At 57.9% G+C, this 25,204-nt stretch carries 26 protein-coding genes; 4 read left to right on the forward strand and 22 right to left on the reverse strand.

Annotated elements, in window-relative coordinates; translation table 11 throughout:
* Nucleotides 1-444 (reverse strand): rhodanese-like domain-containing protein, encoded by a 444-nt coding sequence (locus tag HFD94_RS14235; protein WP_167433231.1) that lies wholly within the window; start codon nucleotides 442-444, stop codon nucleotides 1-3.
* Nucleotides 445-531: 87 nt separating this feature from the next.
* On the opposite strand from HFD94_RS14235, the gene HFD94_RS14240 reads away from it, so the two are divergent.
* Nucleotides 532-1,956, forward strand: coding sequence for a PLP-dependent aminotransferase family protein (locus HFD94_RS14240; RefSeq protein WP_167433232.1), 1,425 nt, complete (start codon nucleotides 532-534; stop codon nucleotides 1,954-1,956).
* An 85-nt stretch (nucleotides 1,957-2,041) separates the two neighbouring features.
* Here HFD94_RS14240 and fabB read toward each other — a convergent pair whose 3' ends face one another.
* A complete protein-coding gene (fabB, locus tag HFD94_RS14245; protein WP_010257968.1) occupies nucleotides 2,042-3,262 on the reverse strand; it encodes a beta-ketoacyl-ACP synthase I in 1,221 nt (406 codons plus the stop codon).
* A gap of 154 nt (nucleotides 3,263-3,416) precedes the next feature.
* On the opposite strand from fabB, the gene mnmC reads away from it, so the two are divergent.
* Nucleotides 3,417-5,423 (forward strand): bifunctional tRNA (5-methylaminomethyl-2-thiouridine)(34)-methyltransferase MnmD/FAD-dependent 5-carboxymethylaminomethyl-2-thiouridine(34) oxidoreductase MnmC, encoded by a 2,007-nt coding sequence (gene mnmC, locus HFD94_RS14250; RefSeq protein ID WP_167433233.1) that lies wholly within the window; start codon nucleotides 3,417-3,419, stop codon nucleotides 5,421-5,423.
* Between the two features lie 33 nt (nucleotides 5,424-5,456).
* On the opposite strand, the gene HFD94_RS14255 is transcribed toward mnmC, so the two are convergent.
* The 6 genes from HFD94_RS14255 to prmB are packed head-to-tail and all read right to left on the reverse strand — an operon-like array spanning nucleotide 5,457 to nucleotide 10,043.
* Complete coding sequence (locus tag HFD94_RS14255) at nucleotides 5,457-5,741, reverse strand: YfcL family protein (RefSeq protein WP_010257960.1); 285 nt, start codon at nucleotides 5,739-5,741, stop codon at nucleotides 5,457-5,459.
* A gap of 32 nt (nucleotides 5,742-5,773) precedes the next feature.
* A complete protein-coding gene (locus tag HFD94_RS14260; RefSeq protein WP_003854284.1) occupies nucleotides 5,774-6,319 on the reverse strand; it encodes an elongation factor P hydroxylase in 546 nt (181 codons plus the stop codon).
* 19 nt (nucleotides 6,320-6,338) lie between these two features.
* Nucleotides 6,339-7,142, reverse strand: a complete 804-nt coding sequence (locus HFD94_RS14265) for a sulfite exporter TauE/SafE family protein (protein ID WP_010257955.1) — start codon at nucleotides 7,140-7,142, stop codon at nucleotides 6,339-6,341.
* A gap of 8 nt (nucleotides 7,143-7,150) precedes the next feature.
* Nucleotides 7,151-7,975 carry a penicillin-insensitive murein endopeptidase gene (gene mepA, locus HFD94_RS14270; protein WP_010257953.1) on the reverse strand — a complete coding sequence of 275 codons (825 nt, stop codon included), beginning with the start codon at nucleotides 7,973-7,975 and terminating at the stop codon, nucleotides 7,151-7,153.
* A gap of 4 nt (nucleotides 7,976-7,979) precedes the next feature.
* Entirely contained in the window at nucleotides 7,980-9,065 is a 1,086-nt protein-coding gene (gene aroC / locus HFD94_RS14275; RefSeq protein ID WP_010257950.1) for a chorismate synthase, read from the reverse strand.
* 45 nt (nucleotides 9,066-9,110) lie between these two features.
* Nucleotides 9,111-10,043 (reverse strand): 50S ribosomal protein L3 N(5)-glutamine methyltransferase, encoded by a 933-nt coding sequence (gene prmB / locus HFD94_RS14280; protein WP_010671438.1) that lies wholly within the window; start codon nucleotides 10,041-10,043, stop codon nucleotides 9,111-9,113.
* A 159-nt stretch (nucleotides 10,044-10,202) separates the two neighbouring features.
* Between prmB and smrB the strand changes: the two genes are divergently transcribed.
* Entirely contained in the window at nucleotides 10,203-10,751 is a 549-nt protein-coding gene (gene smrB / locus HFD94_RS14285) for an endonuclease SmrB (RefSeq protein ID WP_010257944.1), read from the forward strand.
* 29 nt (nucleotides 10,752-10,780) lie between these two features.
* Here the strand turns inward: smrB and sixA are convergent, their stop codons facing one another.
* The 4 genes from sixA to HFD94_RS14305 form a co-directional block, all read right to left on the reverse strand.
* Nucleotides 10,781-11,263, reverse strand: coding sequence for a phosphohistidine phosphatase SixA (gene sixA / locus HFD94_RS14290; RefSeq protein ID WP_010257941.1), 483 nt, complete (start codon nucleotides 11,261-11,263; stop codon nucleotides 10,781-10,783).
* A 224-nt stretch (nucleotides 11,264-11,487) separates the two neighbouring features.
* On the reverse strand, nucleotides 11,488-13,584 hold the full coding sequence (gene fadJ, locus HFD94_RS14295; RefSeq protein ID WP_167433234.1) for a fatty acid oxidation complex subunit alpha FadJ: 2,097 nt from the start codon (nucleotides 13,582-13,584) through the stop codon (nucleotides 11,488-11,490).
* A complete protein-coding gene (gene fadI / locus HFD94_RS14300; protein WP_033767497.1) occupies nucleotides 13,584-14,894 on the reverse strand; it encodes an acetyl-CoA C-acyltransferase FadI in 1,311 nt (436 codons plus the stop codon). Before fadI ends, fadJ begins: the two co-directional genes overlap by 1 nt.
* Before the next feature lie 158 nt (nucleotides 14,895-15,052).
* Nucleotides 15,053-15,349 (reverse strand): YfcZ/YiiS family protein, encoded by a 297-nt coding sequence (locus HFD94_RS14305; RefSeq protein ID WP_010671435.1) that lies wholly within the window; start codon nucleotides 15,347-15,349, stop codon nucleotides 15,053-15,055.
* Between the two features lie 358 nt (nucleotides 15,350-15,707).
* On the opposite strand from HFD94_RS14305, the gene fadL reads away from it, so the two are divergent.
* Nucleotides 15,708-16,991: a long-chain fatty acid transporter FadL gene (fadL, locus tag HFD94_RS14310; protein WP_010671434.1), complete on the forward strand. Its 1,284-nt coding sequence runs from the start codon at nucleotides 15,708-15,710 to the stop codon at nucleotides 16,989-16,991.
* 136 nt (nucleotides 16,992-17,127) lie between these two features.
* On the opposite strand, the gene mlaA is transcribed toward fadL, so the two are convergent.
* From mlaA to ccmA, 10 genes are all read right to left on the reverse strand, one after another.
* Nucleotides 17,128-17,892, reverse strand: coding sequence for a phospholipid-binding lipoprotein MlaA (gene mlaA / locus HFD94_RS14315; protein WP_010257927.1), 765 nt, complete (start codon nucleotides 17,890-17,892; stop codon nucleotides 17,128-17,130).
* 150 nt (nucleotides 17,893-18,042) lie between these two features.
* Complete coding sequence (gene ccmI / locus HFD94_RS14320) at nucleotides 18,043-19,254, reverse strand: c-type cytochrome biogenesis protein CcmI (protein WP_167433235.1); 1,212 nt, start codon at nucleotides 19,252-19,254, stop codon at nucleotides 18,043-18,045.
* Nucleotides 19,254-19,706: a cytochrome c-type biogenesis protein gene (locus HFD94_RS14325; RefSeq protein WP_022625093.1), complete on the reverse strand. Its 453-nt coding sequence runs from the start codon at nucleotides 19,704-19,706 to the stop codon at nucleotides 19,254-19,256. Before HFD94_RS14325 ends, ccmI begins: the two co-directional genes overlap by 1 nt.
* Nucleotides 19,703-20,260, reverse strand: coding sequence for a DsbE family thiol:disulfide interchange protein (locus HFD94_RS14330; RefSeq protein WP_010257920.1), 558 nt, complete (start codon nucleotides 20,258-20,260; stop codon nucleotides 19,703-19,705). Before HFD94_RS14330 ends, HFD94_RS14325 begins: the two co-directional genes overlap by 4 nt.
* Nucleotides 20,257-22,215 carry a heme lyase CcmF/NrfE family subunit gene (locus tag HFD94_RS14335; RefSeq protein WP_167430173.1) on the reverse strand — a complete coding sequence of 653 codons (1,959 nt, stop codon included), beginning with the start codon at nucleotides 22,213-22,215 and terminating at the stop codon, nucleotides 20,257-20,259. Before HFD94_RS14335 ends, HFD94_RS14330 begins: the two co-directional genes overlap by 4 nt.
* The gene (gene ccmE, locus HFD94_RS14340; RefSeq protein ID WP_061901238.1) at nucleotides 22,212-22,697 is read right to left on the reverse strand and encodes a cytochrome c maturation protein CcmE; all 486 of its coding nucleotides are present in this window, start codon (nucleotides 22,695-22,697) and stop codon (nucleotides 22,212-22,214) included. Before ccmE ends, HFD94_RS14335 begins: the two co-directional genes overlap by 4 nt.
* Nucleotides 22,694-22,927, reverse strand: a complete 234-nt coding sequence (gene ccmD / locus HFD94_RS14345; protein WP_167433236.1) for a heme exporter protein CcmD — start codon at nucleotides 22,925-22,927, stop codon at nucleotides 22,694-22,696. The genes ccmE and ccmD overlap by 4 nt, the downstream gene beginning before the upstream one ends.
* Entirely contained in the window at nucleotides 22,924-23,664 is a 741-nt protein-coding gene (locus tag HFD94_RS14350) for a heme ABC transporter permease (RefSeq protein ID WP_010257913.1), read from the reverse strand. Before HFD94_RS14350 ends, ccmD begins: the two co-directional genes overlap by 4 nt.
* Before the next feature lie 68 nt (nucleotides 23,665-23,732).
* Nucleotides 23,733-24,392, reverse strand: a complete 660-nt coding sequence (ccmB, locus tag HFD94_RS14355) for a heme exporter protein CcmB (protein WP_010257910.1) — start codon at nucleotides 24,390-24,392, stop codon at nucleotides 23,733-23,735.
* The gene (gene ccmA / locus HFD94_RS14360; protein WP_033767505.1) at nucleotides 24,392-25,009 is read right to left on the reverse strand and encodes a cytochrome c biogenesis heme-transporting ATPase CcmA; all 618 of its coding nucleotides are present in this window, start codon (nucleotides 25,007-25,009) and stop codon (nucleotides 24,392-24,394) included. Before ccmA ends, ccmB begins: the two co-directional genes overlap by 1 nt.
* Nucleotides 25,010-25,204 lie beyond the last annotated feature (195 nt).

The following is a 25,204-nucleotide window of genomic DNA, read 5'->3' on the forward strand; positions in this document are numbered from 1 at the left end:
TTAACAGCCACAGAATGCTTTGGGCGCGGCGACTGGCCATTCGCCCGGTGCATCACCCCAGGTCAGCGGATGACCGTCACGTTTCCAGAAATCCAGCCCGCCAATCAACTCCTTCACCTGAAATCCCAGCGAGGCCAGTTTCCAGGCCGCTTTCGTCGAGCCGTTACAGCCAATGCCGTCACAATACGTGACATAAACTTTGCTGCGATCGAGCCGGGCCGTCGTAGTGGCATCCATCTCGCGATGCGGAAAGTTGATCGCGCCGCAAATATGCCCGGCGCGATAAGCCTCCGGCGCGCGAGCATCGATTACCACGATATCCGGGATTTGCCGTTCCAGATCTTCCGCCAGATCCCAGGCGTCGGTGTAAAAAGCGAGTTTTGCCTGCAGATAGTCGAGGCTTTGCTGCGGGGTGGCGGCCGGAATTAGTAAAACCGATGACATAGCGATTCTCCTGTTGTGGTGAGTCTGCAGTTTACGGCAAAGTGGACTGCTTACTGATACCCATTCCCCATCAGGTATAAGACCCATATGTCTTCACCGTTATTACAACTTTTTCAGCATCAGACCAGTGGCGGCGTGCGCGAGCGGCTCTGCTCTACCCTGCGACTGGCGATCAACCGGCACCATCTGCATGCTGGCCAGCAGTTGCCGTCCAGTCGTCAGCTGGCGCAGGATCTGCGTCTGTCACGTGTGACGGTGGAAGCGGCCTACGGACAGCTGGAAAGTGAAGGCTATCTGCGACGCGAGACCGGTCGCGGTACTTTTGTTGCCATCATCATCCCCACCCACTCATCATCATTTCCAGCCCGGCCTCAGCCCGTCCGTTTCTCGGCGCGGGGCCAGCAGGTACTGGCAACCGGTGGCTGTCAGGATCCCCCTTTTCCCCATGCATTCGCCGCCGGTTCACCGGAGTTACGCGCTTTTCCCCATGACACGTGGCGACGCCTCGGCAGCAGCGTGCAGCGTTCACTGGGCAGTGCCGCAATGGGATATGGCGATCCCTGCGGCTACCTGCCGTTACGCAGCGCACTCGCGGATTATCTGGCACTTTCCCGGGGCGTGGCATGCCAGCCGGAACAGGTGATCATTCTGACCAGTTCACAACAGGCACTGCAGTTACTGGCAATGATGTTCGTCGATCCCGGTGATGAGGTATGGATGGAGGAGCCGGGCTATCCTGGTGCGCGTAACGCCTTTCTGGCTGCCGGCGCACAGGTGCGCGGGATTGAGGTCGATGCCGAAGGTGCCATCCCCGCCAGCGGCAGTGCAAAACTGATGTATCTGACGCCATCGCATCATTATCCTACCGGCGTGACGCTGAGCCTGACGCGACGCCTGGCGTGGCTGGACTGGGCGCAGCGCAACCGGTGCTGGCTGATCGAAGACGATTATGACAGCGAATTTCACTACGACGAACGTCCTATACCTGCGCTACAGGGACTGGATCGCCATCAGCGGGTGATTACGCTGGGTACCTTCTCGAAGTCGCTGTTTCCCTCCCTGCGGCTGGCCTGGATGGTGGTCCCGCCCGCGCTGATTACCCCCATAGGCCAGGCACGCAGCGTGCTGGATGGACACAGCGCCCTGCTGCCGCAGGCTGTCACCGCCGCCTTTCTGCAACAGGGACATTTCGCCAGCCATCTGCGGCTGATGCGTCAGCTCTATCGCAGCCGTCGCGATCTGCTGCTGACGCTAATCGCTCAGCAACTGTCGCCGTGGATCACGCCGATTGTCAGCAGCGGAGGATTGCAGGTAACTGTCAGACTGCAACAGGATGAAGCGCGATTAAGCGCACTGGCGGCTCAACAGGGTTTGCTGCTGCCGCGTCTGAGTCCGCTTTATGCCGGGCCTTCGTCTCAGCAAGGCTGGATGCTGGGCTTTGCCGCACTGACGCCTGACGAGATTGTGGTGGGATGCGATACATTGCTGCGGCTGCTGCAGCGGGAGGGCTAAAACGGAGGGTTGAACGAGGTAAAGCGGATGGGCTGTAAAACAAAAAGGGCCGGCAAGCCGGCCCTTCAGAGTGCTGACGTAATAATTACGCCTGATATTTACGCATGGTCAATGTGGCGTTGGTACCGCCAAAACCAAAGCTGTTAGACATCACGGTAGTCAGCTCTTTTTCCATCGGCTCAGTGACGATGTTCATACCGGTTGCTGCCGCGTCAAGCGAGGTGATGTTGATGCTTGGCGCGATAAAGCCATGCTCCAGCATCAGCAGCGAGTAGATCGCTTCCTGCACGCCAGCCGCCCCCAGAGAGTGGCCGGTCATCGCTTTCGTTGCTGAGATGTATGGCGTGTTATCGCCAAACACTTCACGAATCGCGCCCAGCTCTTTCACATCACCCACCGGGGTAGAGGTTCCGTGGCTGTTCAGATAGTCAATGGGTGTATCGACACCGTGCATCGCCATCTTCATGCAGCGCACTGCGCCTTCACCTGATGGAGCAACCATGTCTGCACCGTCTGAAGTGGCACCATAACCGACGATTTCGGCATAGATATGCGCACCACGTGCCAGCGCATGCTCCAGCTCTTCAACGACGACCATGCCACCGCCACCGGCGATAACAAAGCCGTCGCGCTCATTGTCATAAGTGCGTGACGCTTTTTCTGGCGTGTCGTTGTAACGGGTCGAGAGCGCGCCCATGGCATCGAACTCACAGGCCATTTCCCAGCACAGCTCTTCGCCGCCGCCCGCAAAAACGATATCCTGTTTGCCAAGCTGGATCTGCTCAACGGCGTTACCGATACAGTGCGCAGAGGTGGCACAGGCGGAGCTAATCGAGTAATTTACGCCATGAATTTTGAATGGCGTTGCGAGGCAGGCAGAGACGCCAGAGGCCATCGCTTTGGTGACCACATAAGGGCCAACCGCTTTCAGGCCGCGTGGGCTGCGCATTGCGTCAGCACCAAATACCTGGAAACGTGGGGAGCCGCCGCCTGAACCCGCAATCAGACCCACTCGTGGGTTGCTCTGATACGCTTCAGCGCTGAGGCCAGAATCTTTAATCGCTTCTTCCATGGAAAGATAAGCATAGATGGACGCATCACTCATAAAGCGCACAACTTTGCGATCGATGAGGCCGGTGGTATCTAATTTAACGTTACCCCAGACGTGACTACGCATGCCGGAATCTTTCATCTCTTCAGAAAAGGTGATGCCAGAGCGTCCTTCACGCAGAGATGACAGCACCTCCTGCTGGTTATTACCAATACTGGAAACGATCCCTAAGCCAGTAATCACAGCACGTTTCATTCAATCTTCCTCATCCACTTCTTCTTAATTGGCATGCACTCTAGCGTACACTTGTACGCCGAACAAGTCCGATCAGCTATTTCCTTTTGTAAATTTGCGTCATGTCACGCAGGTCGCTAGAATCGCGCCACTGCCTGAAAAACGAGCCTTTACCGTGAAATTGACCCCGGTTGAACATGCAAAGCTAAACTGGAATGAACAGGGTACACCTGTTTCCCGAGCGTTTGGCGATGTCTATTTCTCTAATGACAACGGTCTGGAAGAGACACGCTATGTCTTCCTTGGCGGCAACGGTTTTCCCCAGCGTTTTGCTGAGCATCCGCGCGATCTGCTGATCGTGGCGGAGAGCGGTTTTGGCACCGGTCTTAATTTCCTGACGCTGTGGCAGGCGTTCGATGCGTTTCAGCGCGAACAGCCCGACGCCACTTTAAAACGTCTGCATTTCATCAGCTTTGAGAAATTTCCGTTAACCCGTGAAGATTTAACTGCGGCGCAGCAGCACTGGCCCGAACTGGCCCCCTGGGCGGAGGCGCTGCAGGCGCAGTGGCCCGCTGCCCTGCCCGGCTGTCAGCGTCTGCTGTTTGATGGCGGCCGCATCACGCTCGACCTGTGGCTGGGCGATATTAACCTGCTGATGGGCCAGCTGGATGAGAGCCTGAATCGTCAGGTAGATGCCTGGTTCCTGGATGGGTTCGCGCCCTCAAAGAACCCGGATATGTGGACGCCGGAGCTGTTCGGCATGATGGCAAAACTGGCGCGGCCGCAGGGGACCTTCGCGACCTTTACCGCCGCAGGTATTGTCCGGCGCGGTCTGCAGCAGGCGGGCTTTGCGGTCATCCGCCGCAAAGGATTTGGTCCGAAGCGCGAAATGCTATGCGGGTCGTTGCAGGATGCGCCTCCGCTGCCCGCCGCGCAGCCCTGGTATCATCGTCAGGCTGCGGAGCAGCGTGATGTGGCACTGATTGGCGGCGGCGTCGCCAGTGCCACCCTGGCGCTGGCGCTGCTGCGTCGCGGCTGGCGGGTAACGCTTTATTGCGCCGATGAGGCGCCCGCGCTGGGCGCATCCGGCAACCGTCAGGGAGCGCTCTATCCGCTGCTCAATCAGCACGACCCGGCACTTGCCACTTTTTTCCCCTCAGCCTTCAGCTTTGCCCGGCGGCTGTATGATCAATTAACCGTCACCTATGAGCATCACTGGAGCGGTGTGCTGCAGCTGGGCTGGGATGAGAAAAGCCGTAAGAAGATCGATCAGATGCTGGCGATGGACCTGCCTGAAATCATCGCCTGTGGCGTCGATGTGGCAGAAGCTGAAAAACTGGCAAATGTTGAACATGGCTGTGGCGGCATTTTCTATCCGCAAGGCGGCTGGCTCTCACCGGCAGAGCTGACCACCGCGATGCTGGCGCATGGCGAAACCCAGGGATTGCGCATTCACTGGCTGCACCGGGTGAGCGCGCTTTCCCGTGAGGATGATCACTGGATGCTGACGTTCAGCGATCGTCCGGCGGTACGTCATCCGACCGTCGTACTGGCAAACGGTCATGCGATTGCTGACTTTGCGCAAAGCGTCCCGCTGCCGACCTATCCGGTGGCCGGTCAGGTAAGCCATGTTCCCTCTACGCCCGGCCTCAACGCGCTGCAAACGGTGCTCTGTTACGACGGCTATCTGACGCCTGTCAGCCCGCAGTTTGGTACGCACTGTATCGGGGCCAGCTATCACCGTGGCGATACCGCAACCGCGTATCGGGAGGAGGATCAGCAGGAGAACCGCAGCCGCCTGCTGCATTGCCTGCCTGACAGCAGCTGGGCCGAAACGGTGGATGTCAGTGACGGAGAGGCAAGAATGGGGGTGCGCTGCGCCACCCGGGATCACCTGCCGATGGTGGGCGGCGTGCCGGATTATGCTGCTACGCTGGCGCAGTATGCTGATTTACCGGCACAGCAGGCGGCAGGCAGCGATATCGCTGACGCACCCGATCTTGCGGGCTTGTATCTGTTTGGGGCGCTGGGATCGCGCGGCCTGTGCAGTGCGCCGCTGGCGGCCGAAGTACTGGCAGCTCAGCTGGCGGGCGAGCCGCAGCCTCTGGATGCCAGTACCCTGGCAGCACTCAATCCGAATCGTTACTGGGTGAGGAAATTACTGAAGGGAAAAGCCGTTTAGCGGACGCTAAGGGCGGCACGCCGCCCTGCACCATTACGCGGAGAGCTGGCGTGCCTGAACAAACAGGTTATCCCACATCCCGACCACTAATGCCTGATCGCGCGGCGAGAGTTCTCCGGCAGCTATGGCATTTTGCAGACTGCGGGTTACCTGAATTTGCAGCGCTTCTGGCGTATGTTCGCCCAGTTGCTCCACTTCAGCGACGGCCAGTGTCAGATGCCCGCGCAGATAACCGCTGGCGAACAGCTCATCGTCACTGGCATGCTCGACCATGTCGTCAATCAGGGCCAGAATACGCGCTTCAAATTCTGCGATCATCTCAATTCCTCTTTTAATAATGCCTTTCTGCATCACAGATCGTCCGGCCAGGGAAACTGCGATGCTGTTAATGAAGGCCTGCCATAAAATTCCGCCAGGGCGGTAATAAAACGCGCGGGACGGTCGGGAATGCCCGACGTCAGATAGCTCATGACCTGAGCATGCACTTTACGCTGGAACGCAATGCGATCCGGCTCACAATCTCCGTCGAGATTGTCACAACTCACGTTGAAGGGAAAGCCTGCCGCCGTACAAAACATCCATTCCAGCGCCTGTGGCTTCACTTCCACCGCTTCAAACTGACTCTGGGTCAGCGCATCGCGGCCATCCGGACAGTACCAGTAGCCAAAATCGACCAGTTTGCGGCGCGCTTCACCGGCGATGCACCAGTGAGAGATCTCATGCAGGGCGCTGGCGTAGAAGCCGTGAGCAAAGACCACACGATTCCACGGCGATTCGGCATCAGCAGGAAGATAGATCGGTTCATCATCGCCTTTAATTAGACGGGTCTGAAATTCATCGCTGAAACAGCGATCAAACAGCGTGATCAGCTGTTCATAATGATGAGTCGGGTTCATGACGGTATCAGGTTTTAGGTTACGATTGCAGCGTGGCAAGCCAGGCCATAACGGCGCTGCCATGGCTGTCCCACAGTAATTTAATGCTCATGACGGCAGACACAATCACCACCATCGGGCGGATCAGCTTCTGTCCGCGGCTCAGCACCAGTCTTGCGCCCAGACGCGCGCCGCAGAAAGCGCCGAGCATCATGATCAGGCCGGTTCCCCACACTACTTTGCCGCCGAACATAAAGAACAGCAGGCTGCCGAGGTTCGAGGTGAAGTTGAGGACCTTGGCATGGGCGGTCGCTTTGGCAAGGTTGTAGCCGCAGAGCGTGACGAAAGCCAGCGCATAAAAAGATCCTGCGCCCGGTCCGAAAAATCCGTCATAGAACCCCACAGCCCCGCCGCCGACCAGGGCAAAGGCCAGACCATGCAGACGGCGCGCGCGATCCACTTCGCCGAGGCGCGGCATCAGCAGGAACCACAGACCGATAGCGATTAAAAACAGCGGCAGCATCTGGCGCAGGAAATCCGCCTGCAGGCGCTGAATCAGTATCGCGCCCAGCACGGAACCCAGCAGCGTCATGGCAATGTTCAGCCACTGTTCATTCAGATTGACCGCACCACGCCGGATAAAGTAGAGACTGGCGGAAAACGATCCACCGACCGATTGCAGTTTATTGGTCGCCAGCGCCTGGGCCGGAGAGAGGCCCGCCGCCAGCAACGAAGGTACCGTAAGTAATCCCCCGCCACCCGCGATTGAATCAATAAAACCGGCGAGCATGGCGATTAAAAACAGCAGCCCGACGAGCAGCGGGCTGACCACAAACCAATCCATGGAATCCCTTACAGTAGATGTTTATCCAGCAGGGCCTGACAGGCAGGCGGTAATGGCGGCGGCTCACGTTTCACCGGCGCGCCCGAACCAGGCTGTTTTGGCAGGAACCAGCTCTGCAGCTCTGCGCCACAGCCATCGCCAGCAGGCGGTGCAGGCTGATCTTCACAGCCGATACTGCCCGCCGGGCAGCGCAGGCGCACATGCATATGGGCACGGTGAGCAAACCACGGGCGCACTTTACGCAGCCAGTCACGATCGTTACCCGCATCGGCACAAAGCTGCTTTTTAATCGCCGGATTGACGAAGATCCGTGTCACATCATCATCTTTGGCGGCCAGTTTAATCAGGCTATCAATTTCTGGCTGCCAGTGACGCGCAATCACATTTTTGTCACCCGGCCCGACCAGATCGAGCGGCTGCGGCTTCAGCAGTTGCTGGGCGCTCCAGCGGGTTTTCGGCAGTTGCAGCCAGATATCGACATCCAGTCCGGTCTGATGGCTGGCGTGACCACTGCTGAAACGTCCGCCTGCTGCCATGCCCATGTCACCAATCAGCACGTTGCCCAGTTGCAGGTTATGCACCTGCGTACTGAGACGCTGAATAAACTGAATCAGATCGGGATGACCAAAGTAGCGCCGCTGATCCTGACGCATCACCTGATAGTGCGGTGAATTCAGCGGCAGCGCCTCGGCGCCAACAATACAGCCGTTGGCAAAGCCGCCGATTGACTGCGGTGCGCCGGTGATCGGCTGCTGGATGCGTTGCCACGGCGTCGCCGCCAGGCTGGAGGCGCTGATCAACAGCGCACTCAGGGTAAGCAGAAGAGCCTTCATGGCATCACCAGCGCGGTACGGAGCTGTTAACGTCACCGTTCTGCGCCCGCTGGCGCAGCAGATGATCCATCAGGACGATCGCCATCATCGCCTCGGCGATCGGCACTGCGCGGATCCCGACGCAGGGATCGTGGCGGCCTTTGGTGATCATCTCCACTTCTTCGCCGTCGCGGGTAATGGTTTTACCCGGCACGGTGATGCTGGAGGTTGGTTTCATCGCCAGATTGGCGCTGATGGTCTGGCCGCTGCTGATGCCGCCCAGAATCCCCCCGGCGTGGTTGCTCTGGAAACCATCGTGGCGGATCTCGTCGCGATGCTGGCTGCCGCGCTGGTTAACCACCGCAAAGCCGTCGCCGATTTCAACGCCTTTAACGGCATTGATGCTCATCAGCGCATGTGCCAGATCGGCATCCAGCCGGTCAAATACCGGCTCGCCCAGGCCTGGCGGCACGTGATCTGCCATGACCGTGACTTTAGCGCCAATGGAGTCGCCCTCTTTTTTCAGGCCGCGCATCAGTTCATCCAGCGCCTCCAGCTTGTCCGCATCCGGGCAGAAGAACGGATTCTCTTCCACGATGCTCCAGTCTTTCAGCTCACAGGCGATGTCACCAATCTGTGACAGATAGCCGCGCACCACGACACCGTGTTTCATCTGCAGGTATTTCTTGGCAATCGCACCGGCCGCCACGCGCATCGCGGTTTCGCGCGCCGACGAGCGTCCACCGCCACGGTAGTCGCGCTGACCATATTTCTGCTCGTAGGTGTAATCAGCATGGCCCGGCCGGAAGAGATCTTTGATAGCGCCATAATCCTGCGAACGCTGATCGGTATTTTCAATCAGCAGGCCAATCGAAGTACCGGTGGTCACACCCTCAAAGACGCCGGACAAAATTTTCACCTGATCCGGCTCGCGGCGCTGCGTGGTATAGCGCGATGTGCCAGGACGACGGCGATCGAGGTCATGCTGAATATCCGCTTCGGTCAGCGGGATGCCTGGCGGCACGCCGTCAACGATACAGCCCAGCGCAAGCCCATGGGACTCGCCAAAGGTCGTTACTCGAAAAAATTGCCCGATGCTGTTTCCGGCCATGCTATTTCCTTCTCAGGGTTCGGCGGGCGATGCTTCGCCCCACTTTTAGTCTTTGTAAAAAGAGAAATGGTGTTTTGCGTCGACAATCTGCTGGCGCGTCAGCGTAAAGACGCCATCACCGCCGTTGTCGAATTCCAGCCAGGTAAAGGGCACGTCGGGATACTGCTCGATCATGTGCACCATGCTGTTGCCCACTTCGCAGACCAGTACGCCCTGCTCGCTGAGATAATCCGGTGCACAGGCCAGAATGCGACGCACCAGCTTCAGGCCGTCGCTGCCTGCCGCCAGCCCGAGCTCCGGTTCGTGGCGATATTCGTTCGGCAGATCATCCATATCTTCCGCATCAACATACGGCGGATTGGTGACGATCAGATCATATTTCAGCGGTGGCAATTCGCGGAACAGGTCAGCGCGAATCGGCGTAACCTGATGAATCAGGCCATGTTCTTCAATGTTCTGCTCGGCAACCGCCAGCGCACCGGTGGAGATATCCACCGCGTCCACTTCCGCTTCCGGGAAGGCATAGGCGCAGGCAATCGCAATACAGCCGCTGCCGGTACACATATCCAGAATATGATGGGGTGGCGAGCTGACCAGACCGGCAAAGCGGTTCTCAATCAGTTCGCCAATCGGTGAACGCGGCACCAGCACGCGCTCATCAACAAAGAACTCGTGGCCGCAGAACCAGGCTTTATTGGTCAGATAGGCGACCGGAATGCGCTCGTTAACGCGACGAATGACGCGCTCGACGATCAGAAGACGTTCGCTGGCGGTCAGACGCGCATTGCGCATATCTTCAGGAATATCCAGCGGCAGCCAGAGTGACGGCAGGACCAGTTGAACGGCTTCGTCCCAGGGATTGTCTGTGCCATGTCCGTACCAGATTCCGGCAGCGGAAAAGCGGCTGACCGCCCAGCGCAGCATGTCCTGAATGGTGTGCAGTTCGTTCACTGCCTCATCGACGAAAATTTTGTCCACGTAGCCCTCCGCAGGCCTTTTGCTAAATCGGCCAGTAGTGTGCCATGAAGCCGGGGAGAATTCAGCGCAGCGAGGTGAAAAAGCTGACATTTAATGACGCTTAACGGTAAGGTATCGGCTCTGCTGTGTGACAGCCTTTTCTGATATGACTGACCTGCCATGAGTAAAAAAACACCACTAAGCCCGGATGACCAGGCGCTGTTTCGCCAGTTAATGACGGGTACACGCCAGTTAAAACAGGACACGTTTGTCCACAAAGCGCCGGTTAAAACCCGCCACATCCCGGTAAAGCGTCTGCTTTCAGAGCAGGCGGACAACAGTCATTACTTTTCGGATGAGTTTCAGCCACTGCTCTCAACGGAAGGTGCCACCCGTTATGTGCGCGCCGATGTCAGCCATTTTGAGCTGAAAAAATTACGTCGTGGCGACTATACGCCAGAGATTTTCCTCGATCTGCACGGCTTAACGCAGCAGCAGGCCAAGCAGGAGCTGGGGGCACTGATCGCCGCCTGCCGCCGTGAACATCTGTTCTGCGCCAGCGTCATGACCGGTCATGGAAAGCATATTCTGAAGCAGCAGACGCCGCTGTGGCTGGCCCAGCATCCGTGGGTGATGGCTTTTCATCAGGCACCCAAAATGTTCGGCGGTGACGCCGCACTGCTGGTTTTGATTGAGATTGAGGAGTGGCAACCGCCTGAATTGCCCTGAGAAGGGCCGGAATGATCGGCCCACAGACGTCAGATTGCTTTAGCCAGCTTTTTGGGACTGACCTGCCACAGCAGTTTACCGGCACTCGCTGCGGGATCGAATTCCACGCAGGCAATAGCGGAAGTGGCGAACATTGGCGGTGCTTCCTGCGGGCACAGTTCAGAGACTAAATACCCCACCAACGGTAAATGTGAAATCACCAGAGCCGATTTCACGCCTTCATTCGCCAGGGCCTGCAGATAGCACCCGACCATCTCCGGATCGCCGCCCGGCGTTAATTCCGGCAGAACGTCCTGGCTTTCCGGCAGGGGAAAGGCTTCACGCACGGTCGCGAGCGTTTGCTGCGCGCGTAAATAGGGACTCACCAGGACACGCTCAATGTCCGGCGTCTGGCTGTTAAGCCAGTTGGCCATCTGACGTGATTCATTGCAGCCACATAAGGTTAAAGGCCTGACTGAATCACTGGCTGCTTCCAGAGCCGCATCGCCGTGACGCATGATAAAAACTTGCATAAAGCACCGCTGTTGTTTGTCGACATCGCCCGACGCGTAGCGCCTGACTCTTCACTCTGCGAATGAACGCTGTGTTTTACCCTAATGGCTTTAGTATAGTCAACCGGTTGTTTATTAAATAAGCACTTCTCAGAATCATGCTGCGCCGCACACTCTGGCGGCGCTTTTCTAAGCCGCTGAATCGGATTGGTTATTCCATTTTCAGCAGAAATGTAAAATTTCGTCTATTTTGCAGCCGCCTGAATCAGCGCCTCACAGGGTGTGAATCGTTCGCCATGCTGCTGCGCAAGCCGGGTTAATCTGTTGACCACTTCCGCCGCGCCCAGTTTGTCCATGTAGTGGAACGGGCCGCCTAAGAAAGGCGGAAAGCCGATGCCAAACACCGCACCGATATCCCCATCGCGGGCGCAGCGAACCACCTGCTCATCAAGACAGCGAGCCGCTTCGTTCAGCATCATCATCACGCAGCGTTCAGCAATCTGCGCTTCACTCTGCCTGGCCTGCGGCGAGACTTTCAGCAACGTATACAGCGAAGCGTCCGGTTTTTTACGCTGCCAGCGCGGCTGGTCATAGCGATAAAAGCCTTTGCTGTTTTTACGTCCCTTGCGGCCATCCTTCAGCACCGCATCAAAAGCGGCTGGCGCGGCAAAGCGTTCACCATAAGCCTGATACAGGATGGGACTGATTTTGCTGCCAACGTCGATACCGACCTCATCCAGCAGCTGAATCGGGCCGACCGGGAAACCAAACTTCACCAGCGCACGATCAATATGGTCAATCGGTTCGCCCTCCAGCAGGCAGCGCATCGCTTCATTTATATAGGGCGTCAGGATGCGGTTAACATAGAAGCCAGGCTTGTCCGCCACCACAATCGGGGTTTTACCCTGACTGCGCGCCAGCGCCACAATCGTCACCAGCGTCGCGGTAGAGGTATTCAGATGAGGAATCACCTCCACCAGCGGCATTTTCTCTACCGGACTGAAATAGTGCAGCCCGATGACGTTCTCAGGACGCTGGGCGCCGGCGGCGATCGCCTCAATCGGCAGCGAAGAGGTATTTGAGGCAAACAGCGTATGCGGCTGACAGTGTGCCTCCACTTCGCTGACCATCTGCTGCTTCAGGGCTAAATCTTCGAATACGGCTTCAATTACCACGTCGCGCTGTGAGAAGCCCTGATAATCGATGCCGCCCGTGATACGTGCCATCTGCTGCTGACGCTGTGCCGGAGTGAGCTGGCGCCGTTTAACCTTTTTGCTCAGCAGTTCCCAGCTGGTTTTCAGCGCATGGTTCACCCCTTCCAGGCTGATATCTTTAATGCGTACCGGCAACCCGGCGTTGATTGCAGTGACGCTGGCGATGCCGCCGCCCATCAGGCCGCCGCCGAGGATACCAACACGCTTAACGGTGCCGGGTTCCGCTTCACCGCCCCGCTCCTTTTTCATAGCCGTAGTCGCGAAAAAGATCCCGCGCAGCGCAACAGATTCTGGCGTCATCGCCAGCTCACCAAAAGCGCGTGCTTCAGCCTCATGTCCGGCCCGACTGCCCTGCTCCAGCCCGATGCGCACCACCTCAATAATGCGTTTTGCTGCCGGATAGTTACCCTGCGTTTTGGCTGCAGTCTGTCGGGTCGCCAGCGCAAACAGCGCCTGACGGCCAACCGGACCATGCAGCAGACGATCGCGCAGCGGCAGCGTTCGTCCACTAACCTTGCCCTTTTTCACCCGGGCAATGGCGGTCTCCAGCAGAATCGCCTGCGGCACCGCGTCATCGACCACGCCCAGCTTACGGGCCTGTTTCGCCCGCAGGGCTTTGCCAGTCAGAATCAGTGGCAGCGCCTGCTGCACGCCGATTAAGCGTGGCAGCCGCTGAGTGCCGCCAGAGCCTGGCAGTAAGCCGAGTTGCACTTCCGGCAAACCGAGGCGGGTTTTATCATCCAGCGAGCAGATACGGGCATCACAGGCCAGCGCCAGTTCCAGTCCGCCGCCGAGGCAGGCGCCGTGGATCGCCGCGACCACCGGGAACGGCAGTGCGTCGAGCGCAGCCATTACTTCCTGGCCCTGTTTTGCCAGCGCTTCGGCTTCCTGCGCGCTCTTACAGCGGTCAATCATGCTGATGTCTGCGCCCGCGATGAAGTTGTCCGCTTTGCCGGAAATCAGCACCAGGCCAGCCAGTTGCGGATCGCGTCGCGCTTCCGCAATGATGGCGGTGATCTGCCCGGCAAATTCCGATTTCAGGGTGTTCATCTTCTCACCAGGGACATCGATCGTAATGATGCCGACGTGATCCAGTCGCATCTTCAGATGAAACGCATTCTGCTCCATTATTCGGCCTCCAGAATCATTGCCGCACCCAGGCCGCCTGCCGCGCAGGCCGTGACCAGTCCTAACCCGCCACCGCGACGGCGTAATTCATTCAGCGTCTGGGTGATCATGCGCGCACCCGTGGCGGCAAAAGGATGACCATAGGCGATCGATCCGCCCAGCACGTTAAAGCGCTCTTCATTCACTTCGCCCAGCGCGTGTGGGCGATTCAGCACCTCACGGGCAAAGCGCTCGTCGCGAAACATGTGCAGGTTGCTCAGCGTCTGGGCAGCAAAAGCTTCATGCATATCGATCAGCGTCAGATCGGCCAGGGTTATGCCGGCGCGATCCAGTGCCAGTGGTGAAGCGTATGCCGGGCCCAGCAGCATATCCTGCTGCACACCAATGGCGGTAAAGGCGTAGCTGCGCAGATAGCCCAGCGGCCTGATGCCCAGTTCACGGGCGCGGCCCTCGCGCATCAGAATCACTGCCGCCGCGCCGTCGGTGAGAGGCGTGCTGTTGGCCGCGGTGACGCTGCCGTGCTGGCGATCAAATGCCGGACGCAGTCGGGCGTAATCCTCCGCTTTGGCGTTCATCCGCACGTTATTGTCCTGATCGATGGCGCTTTTCCACGGCGGCACAAAGGCTGCCATGACTTCCTGATTCAGTACCCCGGATTGCCAGGCCCTTGCGGCATGCTGATGGGATCGCAGCGCCAGCGCATCCTGTGCTTCGCGCGTGATGCCGTGACTCTTAGCCATCTGCTCCGCAGTGTCGCCCATGCGCAGGCCGGTCGAATACTCCGCCACTGCGGGCGGGACCGGCAGCAGATCACGCGGGCGCAGACGCCGCAGGATGTGCAGTTTTTGACCGAAGCTGCGGGCTTTATTGAGATCCACCAGCGCGCGGGCCAGCGTTTTACTGACCCCAATCGGCAACACCGACGAAGAGTCTGCGCCACCGGCAATACCGGCAGAGATGGTGCCCGCCAGCAGACTTTCTGCCACATTCGCTACCGCCTGAAAGCTGGTGGCGCAGGCACGGCTGACGCTGTAGGCATCGGTATGCACACTCAACCCGCTGCTTAATACAATTTCACGCGCAATGTTCGGCGCTTCCGGCATCTGCACCACCTGCCCAAAGACCAGTTGCTCGATCACCTCAGCCGGCAGTTCACTGCGCGCCATTAATTCGCTGACCACCATGCGTCCCAGCTCAATGGCGGGAATGCCATGGAAGCCGGTCGCCTGGCGTAAGAAAGGGGTGCGTAATCCGTGGGTTATTGCGATGCGTTCACCATCACGCGTCAGCAGCGGCTGCGCTTTGCTCATTGTTCTCACCTGTGGCTGGGACTGTGGCATCATTGCCTGAAGAGGTCTGACCTGATCAGTGTTAACCACAAGCGGGTGAGCCGCCAATATCGGAAGGGAAAAAGTGCGAAGGGAAACACGAAAATGAAAAACGCCGCAGTGACGCGGCGTAATGGGACTTAACGCAAACCGAGCTGAAAAATCATGGTTTCAGCCTGGCAACTGAAGGTGAAATCGATATCCAGCTGCACTCCCTGATCCACTTCGCTGAAGCGCGATTCAATCAGACAGGGTTCTGATTCAACCTCGCGGGCACGTTCGGTCAGTTGCGCTAATTTCGCTTCCGCATCGGCACGCTGAGCAAACCATTCTGACCAGCTGGCGGTGCAATCGGTGTTATCCATTACCGTGCCGACATCAACACAACAACAGGCTGCGGTTTCGGTCGCACTGCATTTTTTAATGGCATCAGTCATTTCATTCTCCAGACCAGCAATTGCATAGGTTGAGCGATTTTATGGACGAAATCTTACCTGCTCGCTGAAAGATGCGCCACGCACCTGTTGCTAAGTGACGAATATCACAATAAAAATTGATCCAGAACAAACTGGAATGGTTATGCTGTCCAGGATCAGGGGCTTTTTGTTATGCAGATCGAATTTTAAGCGATCAAACCTGAAATATTTTAAAAACAATATTGCAACATGCACACAGGTCGGACCTATACTCTCCGCACTGGTCTGATATGTGCGCTTTACATCAGTCCCTACAATCCGCCGTCCTTTGTTACGCGACGTTATAGCGTTAAATAATAATTCACATGAGGTTGTGGTCATGAACCATAAAAACCTGTTTGCAAAGTCAGCCGTGGCGGCTGCAGTGGCGCTTGTTTCTTCCCACGTTTACGCTGCTGGGTTTCAGTTAAATGAATTCTCTTCGATTGGTTTAGGTCGCGCATATTCAGGCGAAGGGGCAATGGGTGATACCGCGGCGTCTGCCAGCCGTAACCCGGCGACAATGGCGTTAATGGATCGCCCGGAATTTTCTATCGGGGCTGTCTATATTGCGCCGGATGTAAATATCAGTGGTCGCAGTCCCAGTGGCCGCAGCCTGGATGCGAATAATATTGCCCCTAATCAGTGGGTACCCAATATTCACTACGTCCAGCCCATCAACGATCAGTGGTGGATTGGCGCATCTGCAACCTCAAACTACGGCTTAGCAACAGAGTTTAATAATGGCTACACCGCTGGCGGTTACGGCGGTAAAACTGACCTGATGACCGGCAATTTAAATCTCAGCACCGCTTATCGGTTTAATGAACATTTTAGTGCAGGCATCGGTTTTGATGCGGTTTACGCTAAAGCCAAAATTGAGCGTTATGCCGGTGAGTCAGGCGCGCGGCTGGGGGTTCCGGCTGATACGCAGGTTGCCCATCTGAAAGGCGATGAGTGGGGCTACGGCTGGAATGCTGGCATCCTGTATGAAGTGGATGAAAATAACCGCTTCGGCTTTACCTATCGTTCAGAAGTGAAAGTTGATTTTGATGGCGATTACAAAAGTAATCTCTCATCCCGGCTGAATGCGGTGAATAATCCGGAAGTGTCAGGCGTACCTTTTGGCACCAACGGCACCACCGTTCCAGGCGCGTTAACGCTGAATCTGCCAGAGATGTGGGAAGTGTCGGGCTGGCATAAAGTGGCACCGCAGTGGGCGGTTCACTACAGCATGGCTTACACCAGCTGGAGCCAGTTCCAGGAGCTGAAAGCCACTGGCTCTAACGGCCAGACGCTGTTCTATAAAGATGAAAGCTTCCACGATGCCTACCGCATTGCACTGGGCACAACCTATTCCTACGACAAGAACTGGACGTTCCGTACCGGTATTGCGTTTGATGACAGTCCGGTTCCGGCCGATAAGCGCTCTATCTCCATCCCGGACCAGGATCGTTTATGGCTGAGTGCCGGTACTTCTTACGCCTTTAACGATGATGCCTCGGTTGATTTAGGCATCTCTTATATGCACGGACAGAAAGTGACGGTGAAAGAAGGTCCTTATACCTTTACCTCTGAAGGCAAGGCCTGGCTCTACGGCGCGAACTTTAACTATAAGTTCTGACTGGCTGGTACGAACAAAAAGGGCGACTCTGGTGAGTCGCCCTTTTTTGTGGCCGTGGATCGCTTAATGGCTCAGCGAGGATACGCGCTGCGCAAAGAGGCAAAAACCGCCATCTCTGGCGGCGCATCGCGGGCGATTACTCGGCGTCAATATCCTTCAGGTCATCCTGAATCGCGGCTGCGTTAGGATTATCTTCCGGCTTGAGCTTGCCGCCGCGCGCCAGGAAGTCGTGACGCTGGAAGTAAGCATTACGGATAAAGGCGTACGGATCGCTCTGCTGTTTCAGGATTGCATCAGAGTCCAGCAGCTGCGCGCGGGTCTCAATCCCTTCAAGCGTCCATTTACCAATCGACATTGGCCAGGTCAGCCAGCCAAGGATCGGATAAAGCGTATCGACGTAGTCGCCGCCATCCTGACGCACCGTGAAGCTGCCGTAAGCAGGCAACTCAACGTAAGGCCCGTAGCCGACGCCATAGTGACCCAGCGTGGTACCGAAACGGTGCGGCTCTTCACGCGCCAGTTCCGGATTCGCTTTACCGGCAACGTCAATGAAGCCGCCCAGTCCCAGCACGCTGTTCAGGAAGAAACGGGTGAAGTGAATACCCGCATCACGTCCGTTACCGATCAGGATGGCGTTGACCATGCTGGCAGGTTCTTCCAGGTTGCCGAGGAAATTGCTCAGGCCGGTACGTGCCGGCACCGGCACATAATCACGCCAGGCTACAGCGACCGGACGCAATACATACGGATCCAACACGTTGTAGTTAAAGTTAAACATCGTGCGGTTAAAGCCTTCGAACGGATCGCTGCGCTGAGCAGGATCGCTATTCGCCGGCTTTGAACTGGCACAACCTACCAGAAGGACGCTGGCGACAGCCAGGCTGGTCAGGCGATAATTCATTCCAATCTCCCTGTGCGGATGAAAAAGGTCTACCCATCGTTCAGGTCACAGCCCGGTATCGTATCGACTTACCCGATGAGCATAGCTGACTTTGTGCCAGAGGCAGCAGGCAATGGCACGCATCATCCTGAACGCGGTCAGTTGATGCGTTCAGGGAAGCTGCTGATTAATCTCTACCGCGATCGGCTGATGCCCATCCCAGGGCGTCACTGCGCTCAGGCCCAGCCAGTCACCCGGCCGGGGATTGGCGCTGCCGTCGCGGGAGATACGCACCCGGACCTCGACCTGATGCTGCGCCGAAAGCAGGCGATCCGGCATCATGGCGTTGCTGTCATCCAGCGTCAGCGACAGCGGGAAGTGACTGAGCGGCATCCGCTTAACAGCCACCGGCACCGGTGAAGCACCGTCAGAAACCGAAATATACAACACTCCGTCCTGCGGTAACATTTTTTCTGCCTTAGGTGTCAGCGTCACGGTCAGTGCCAGTTGACGACTCTGTTGCCCGGCGGCACTTCTGGCCTTTTCGATGCTGCGGGCGATCATCGCGTGTCGCGAATCACCGGCCGGCAACAGACCCAGCAGGGTCTGCCATGCGTCGATAGCCTGATCATATTGCTGCTGTCCGTAAGCATTAAATGCCAGCAGGCTCAGCGTACGCAGGTTTTGCGGATCCGCTTTTAGCAATGCCTGCAGCAGCAGTGACGCCTGACGGTTATCCTGCGGGTCGGGGGATCGCGTCAGGACTTCGGCATAATCCTGTTTTAGCGCCAGATCGTTGGGAGCAAGCTGTAGCGCATGCTCAAATGCCTGGCTGGCCGTATCGGCATTATTCAGCACCATGCCGAGCCGTCCCAGCATCGTCCAGTCAGCCAGATTATCCGGTTCCGTTTGCAACGCGGTACGCAATCCGAGCTGTAAACGCGCCAGCTCCTCCATGCTCAGCGGTTTAGCGCCAGGGTCCATCAGTCGGGCACGCAGCTCAGGATACGCCTGCTGCACCTGCTTCCAGCCCGTGAGCTGTGCCAGACCACCGGTTTTCAGGTAAGTTCCCAGCGATACCCCAATCAGCACGATCAGGCCCGGCAGCAAAATCCAGCGGCTGCTGCTGTGTGATTTCATCGTCTGTGCCGGTGGAATATCCGCCAGCAGTGTCTGCTGTAACTCCCGCTCCATCAGTGGACGCTCAGCGACGACGCCCTGATCTTCATCCTGTGCCAGCTCATCTATCCGCTGATGGTAGAAGCGCTGATTAAGGCGATCGCGATCGCCTGTGCTGGCCTGACGTTGCCGCCAGCCCGCCGCCATAAACAGCGTACAGGCCACCAGCAGTAACAGAAAAAGGGTGATCCAAAATGCACTCATTACGGCTTCCTGTCTGACTTCAGTAGCGCATTAAGACGCTGTTGCTCATCTTCATCCAGCTCACTGCGGGTTTTGCGCTGACGGCTGCGCAGGATAATCACCGCGCCGCCCAGCAGCGCAAACAGCGCCGGACCAGCCCACAAAACCAGGGTTGAGGGCGTGACCGGTGGCGAATAGCTGACGAAATTGCCGTAACGCGCCACCATATAGTCGATGATCTGCTGGCGACTCTGGCCCTGCTTCATCAGCTGATAGACTTTCAGCCGCATATCGGCGGCAATCATGGCGTTTGAGTCGGCGATGCTGTTGTTCTGGCACTTCGGACAGCGCAGTGAAGCGGTCAGATCGCGGTATTGTTCTTCCTGGGCCACCGAGTCAAATTGCAGCGTGTCGATGCTTGCCCACAGGTTGATGCTGAACAGCAGGCCGCAGAGCAGTAACAGCGTTCTCATGATCCCGCCTCCGCACTGTATTTCACCCACAAGGGTTTCACTTCCTGATCCCAGACGCGCGCATTGAGATCGCCCGCGTGGCGATAACGGATGATCCCTTTACCGTCGATCAGGAAGGTTTCCGGCGCGCCATAGACGCCGAGATCCAGTCCCAGCATGCCGTTGCCATCATAGAGGCTCAGCGCGTAGGGGTTGCCCAGCGTATTCAGCCAGTTAACCGCCTTGTGACGATCGTCTTTGTAGTTCAGCCCGACGACGCGAATGCCCTGCTCCGCCAGCGTATTCAGATACTGATGCTCGGCGCGACAGGTCGGACACCAGGTCGCCCAGACGTTCAGCAATATCGGTTTACCATCCGTCAGCACGCGCTGGTCGTAGGTTTTGCCTGGCTGATCGAGTGCTTCCAGCCGGAACAGCGGCACCGGCTTGCCGATCAGAGCGGATTCGAGACGGGTCGGATCGTCGCCATCGGCATTACGTGTCAGCTGCCACAGCAGCGCCGCCGCCAGCAACAGAAACAGCATCAGGGGAATAAACAGGATTTTTTTGTTCATGTCCGCTCCTCAATTCCCGCTTTTTTGCGCGAGCGATAACGGGGATCAAACAGGCAGAACAGCCCACCCAGCGCCATCAGCGCGCCACCGAACCAGATCCAGCGGACAAAGGGTTTGTAATAGATGCGCACGGCCCAGCCGCCATCCTCCAGCTCTTCGCCCAGCGCCGCATAGAGATCGCGGCTGAAACCCCCATCAATCGCCGCTTCGGTCATCATGGTGCGGGCGGCCGTATAAAAGCGTTTCTCTGCCTGCAGCGTCGCTTCATGTTTGCCGTTGCGCGTGACATCGATGATGCCCATGCCGCCGCTGTAGTTAGGCCCCTGCAGATTCTGCACGCCGCGGAAGACAAAGTGATAGTGATGAATATCGATGCTATCACCCGCCTTCATCCGCACATCGCGTTCCACGCTGTACTGAGTGCTGAATGCAATACCGATCACCGTCACCCCTACCCCAAGATGGCCCAGTACCATGCCCCAGTGACTGCGCGACAGGTGACGTAAACCGGCAAAGAACGGATGACGGTGAGTGGCGCGCTCATGCAGTTCCAGCAGCGTCAGCACGATAATCCAGAGTGACATCAGCAGGCCAACCACGGTCATCGCCTCAATGCGATCCTGCAGCCACCAGGGAATGATGACGGAACAGGCCAGGGTCACGATCAGCGCCAGCGCCAGCCGCTTTGCCAGCTTCTGCGGCTCATCGCGACGCCAGCGCACCAGCGGTCCGATCCCCATCAGCAAAGCAAACGGCGCCATCAGCCAGCTGAACATAGTGTTGAAGAACGGCTCACCGACCGAAATGCTGCCCAGGCCCAGTTGCTTGTGCACCAGCGGCAACAACGTGCCGAGCAGAACCACCAGCATCGCGGCAATCAGCAGCACGTTATTACTCAGCAAAAACGATTCGCGCGACCAGGTTTCATTCTGCACCCGGCCACGTACCTGCCCGCCTTTAATCGCGTAGAGCAGGAGCGAACTGCCGATAACAATCACCAGAAACGCGAGGATAAACATCCCGCGTGCCGGATCCGAGGCGAAGGAATGCACCGACACCAGCACCCCGGATCGCACCAGGAACGTCCCCAGCAGGCTCAGCGAAAACGCGGTAATCGCCAGCAGCACGGTCCAGGCCTTAAAGGTGCCTCGCTTTTCAGTGACCGCCAGCGAGTGCATCAGGGCGGTGCCTGCCAGCCACGGCATAAACGACGCATTTTCAACCGGGTCCCAGAACCACCAGCCGCCCCAGCCCAGTTCGTAATAGGCCCAGGCCGAGCCAAGGACAATACCAATCGTCAGAAAGACCCAGGCCGCCGTGGTCCAGGGACGCGACCAGCGCGCCCAGGCCGTATCCAGCCGTCCGGCCATCAGCGAGGCGATAGCAAAGGCAAACGCCACCGAAAAGCCGACATAGCCCATATAGAGCAGCGGCGGATGGAAGATCAGGCCGATATCCTGCAGCATCGGATTCAGGTCATGCCCGTCTATCGGAAAGTCCGGCAGCGTGCGGCCAAATGGATTCGAGGTCAGCAGGATAAACAGCAGGAAGCCGAGATTGATCATGCCCATGACCGCCAGCACGCGTGCCAGCGCATCCTGCGGCATTCCGCGACTGAATATCGCCACCGCTAATGTCCAGGTGCTGAGCAGCAACACCCACAGCAGCAGCGATCCTTCATGCGCGCCCCAGGTGGCGGCGATGCGATAATAAACCGGCAGCAGGCTGTTGGAGTTTGTGACGACATAGGCAACGGTAAAATCGTTGCTGATAAAGGCCCAGACCAGCAGCGCGAAAGCCGCCGCGATGCAGATAAACAGACCGCAGGCCAGCGGACGTGCCATTGCCATCAGGCGGGCATCCTGGCGCACTGCGCCCCATAGCGGATAGCTGCTCAGCAGCAGGGAGAGCCCCAGCGCCAGGCAGAGCAGAAAAGTACCAATCTCGGGCATCATAATGATTTATTTCCCGCCTGATACAGCGACTGCGGGCCGGTGTGATTACTCTTCATCGCGTCTTCAATCTCCGGCGGCGTATATTTCTCATCATGTTTCGCCAGGACTTCTTTGGCGATCACCTGGTTGCCCGCCGCCAGCACGCCCTGCGCGACGACGCCCTGCCCTTCACGGAACAGATCCGGCAGGATGCCTTCAAAACTGACGCTGACCACGCCGCGGGCATCATAAAGTTTGAACGACACGGCAAGCGTATTCGGATCGCGCCGGACACTGCCGGGCATCACCATGCCGCCGACGCGCAGCCGCTGACCCGCTTCGGGCTTCTCGTGCGCTTCGCCTTTGCCGTAGAGGATTTCACCTGGGGTATAGAACAGATCGATGTTTGAGCGCAGCGCATACATCACCAGCGCGGTGGCCAGGCCGAGGCCGAGCAGAATCGCCACTGCCGCATAGAGGCGGTTGCGTCGACGGGTATTCACAATGTCTCTCCTGCCGCTTCAGCCGCGGCTTTTTTAGATTTCGCTGCCCGGATGCGGCGTTCCCGCGCGTCGCGCTGGCGGATCTCAGCCAGCAGGCGGCGGCGCAGCAACAGGGTATGCAGCGTCAGCCCGACAAGCGGAATCAGCGTGCAGGCAACCGCCAGCCAGACATAGAGGGCGTAGCCCCCCATCTCAAAGAAGGCGTGCCAGGAGGAAAAGGCGGGTGTCATGCCTGCTCTCCTCGCTTCGCCACATCAATCGCCCAGGGACGGTGACGTTCGGTTAACAGAATCAGGTTGCGCAGCCGCATCAGGGTCAGCGTGATAAATACCAGCAGATAACCGATGATTGCCCAGCGCAGCGGCGTTCGCATCACCGGCGCAATCGCCTGCTGGAGAATGCCCGACGAGCCCTGATGCAGGGTATTCCACCACTGCACTGAGAAGTGAATGATCGGCAGATTAACTACGCCGACCAGGATGAGAACACCCGCGGCCCGGCCTGCGGTGCGGCGGTCATCAAAAGCGTGCCAGAGCGCAATCACGCCCATATAGAGGAACAGCAGCACCAGCTCCGAAGTGAGGCGCGCATCCCATATCCACCAGGTCCCCCACATCGGCTTACCCCATGCGGATCCGGTGACCAGCGCAATAAAGGTAAATACCGCGCCCACCGGTGCCATGGCGGCGGAAACCAGATCGGCCATTTTCATCTGCCACACCAGGCCGATAAAGGCGGCGATGGCCATCGAGGCATAAATGCCCATCGACCACATCGCGGCGGGCACATGAATGTACATGATGCGGAAACTGTCGCCCTGCTGATAGTCAGCGGGAGCAAATCCAAAGCCCCAGGCCCAGCCCAGCAGCAACGCCGCCAGCCCTGAGATGGCGAACCACGGCACCAGTCGCCCCGAAAACTGATAGAGCCGTTCGGGCCTGGCCAGCTGATGTAACGCTTTCCACATATCAAATGCTCACATTAACGATAAAAGAGTGTTGCCGCGTCTTTTACGCGCGGTTATTTCAACGGCTGTTATTGCAAAGTAATTCTTAGCGCTGCCGCCGTGGCAAACGGGGAGAGCGTGGCGCTGCCCAGCAGCATCGCGCCGAGAATCGCCAGATAGCCATTAATCGGCAACCCCTGACTGGCCGCCTCCATCGCCGCACTGGCGAAGATCAAGACCGGAATAGCCAGCGGCAGCACCAGCAGGCTAAGCAGTACGCCACCGCGCCGTAAACCCACCGTGAGACCTACACCAATCGCGCCGAGAAAACTCAGGGTTGGCGTGCCGAGCAGCAGCGTCAGGGCCATCGCCCGCCAGCCATTAAAATCCAGTGACAGCAGCAGCGCGGCCAGTGGCGACAGGATTATCAGCGGCACGCCTGTGACCAGCCAGTGCGCCACTACTTTGCCGATAACCGTTACCGGCAGCGGCGTCGGCAGCAGTACCAGTTGCTCCAGCGAACCATCGCTGAAGTCATCGCGAAACAGCCGCTCCAGCGCCAGCAGCGACGCCAGCAGCGCGGCAACCCAGGCTACGCCCGGTGCAATGCGCGCCAGCTGTTGCGGGTCAGGTCCGATGCCCAGCGGAAACAGGGTAATAACAATCAGGAAAAACCAGAGCGGATTGATCACATCAGCCCCGCTGCGAAAGGCGATGCGTAATTCACGCTGGATGAGGCGAAACAGCATCAGCCTTCCTCCCCGTCGCCGAGGCGAATTTTACGCACCCGCGCAGCATCCGCGGGCAAATCCTGATGGGTTGTCAGGATCACTGCGCCACCGTTATCGGCATGCCGGGCGAATTTCGCCATTAATTTTTTAACACCCGCTTTGTCGATGGCGGTCAGCGGCTCGTCGAGAATCCATATGCGGGCCTGGCTGAGCCATAGCCGCGCCAGCGCTACCCGACGCTGCTGGCCCGCCGATAACCGGCTAACCGGCACCTCTTCGTCGCCCGTGAGATCGACGCTTTCCAGCGCAGCAAAGATCTGCGCATCACTGCAATCAGGATGGTAGAAACGCAGATTTTCCAGGGGCGTAAGCACGCCTTTGACACCTGGATGATGGCCCAGATAGAGCATCGCCTGATGCCAGGCTTCGCGCTGCCGCAGGATTGGCCGCTGCTGCCAGCGTATTTCACCCTGTTCAGGACGGCTCAGGCCAGCCAGCAGGCGTAAGAGTGAGGTCTTACCGGCACCATTGGGGCCTTCAATCTGCACAATGTCGCCTGCAGAGACGCGAAATGAGAGCTGCCGGAACAGCGCACGTTCGTCGTATGCACAAGTGAGCGTAATGATTTCCAACATCGAGGGGGGAATCGCACCAGCTAAAAGTGGCCGGGATATTACCACAATGTTGCTGTGGGCCGAAGTGTGAGCCACCGCTCAGTTTCGATGCCATGGGTTTATTCGTGCGGTATCGCCCGCAGTCTGAATAAAAATGCAGTTCCGAAAAACGTTGTTACGCTTATTCGCATCGATCGTTACATTATCGGCAAATAA

The organism is Pantoea sp. EKM20T, from assembly GCF_011800485.1.
GTDB classification, from domain to species: domain Bacteria; phylum Pseudomonadota; class Gammaproteobacteria; order Enterobacterales; family Enterobacteriaceae; genus Pantoea; species Pantoea agglomerans.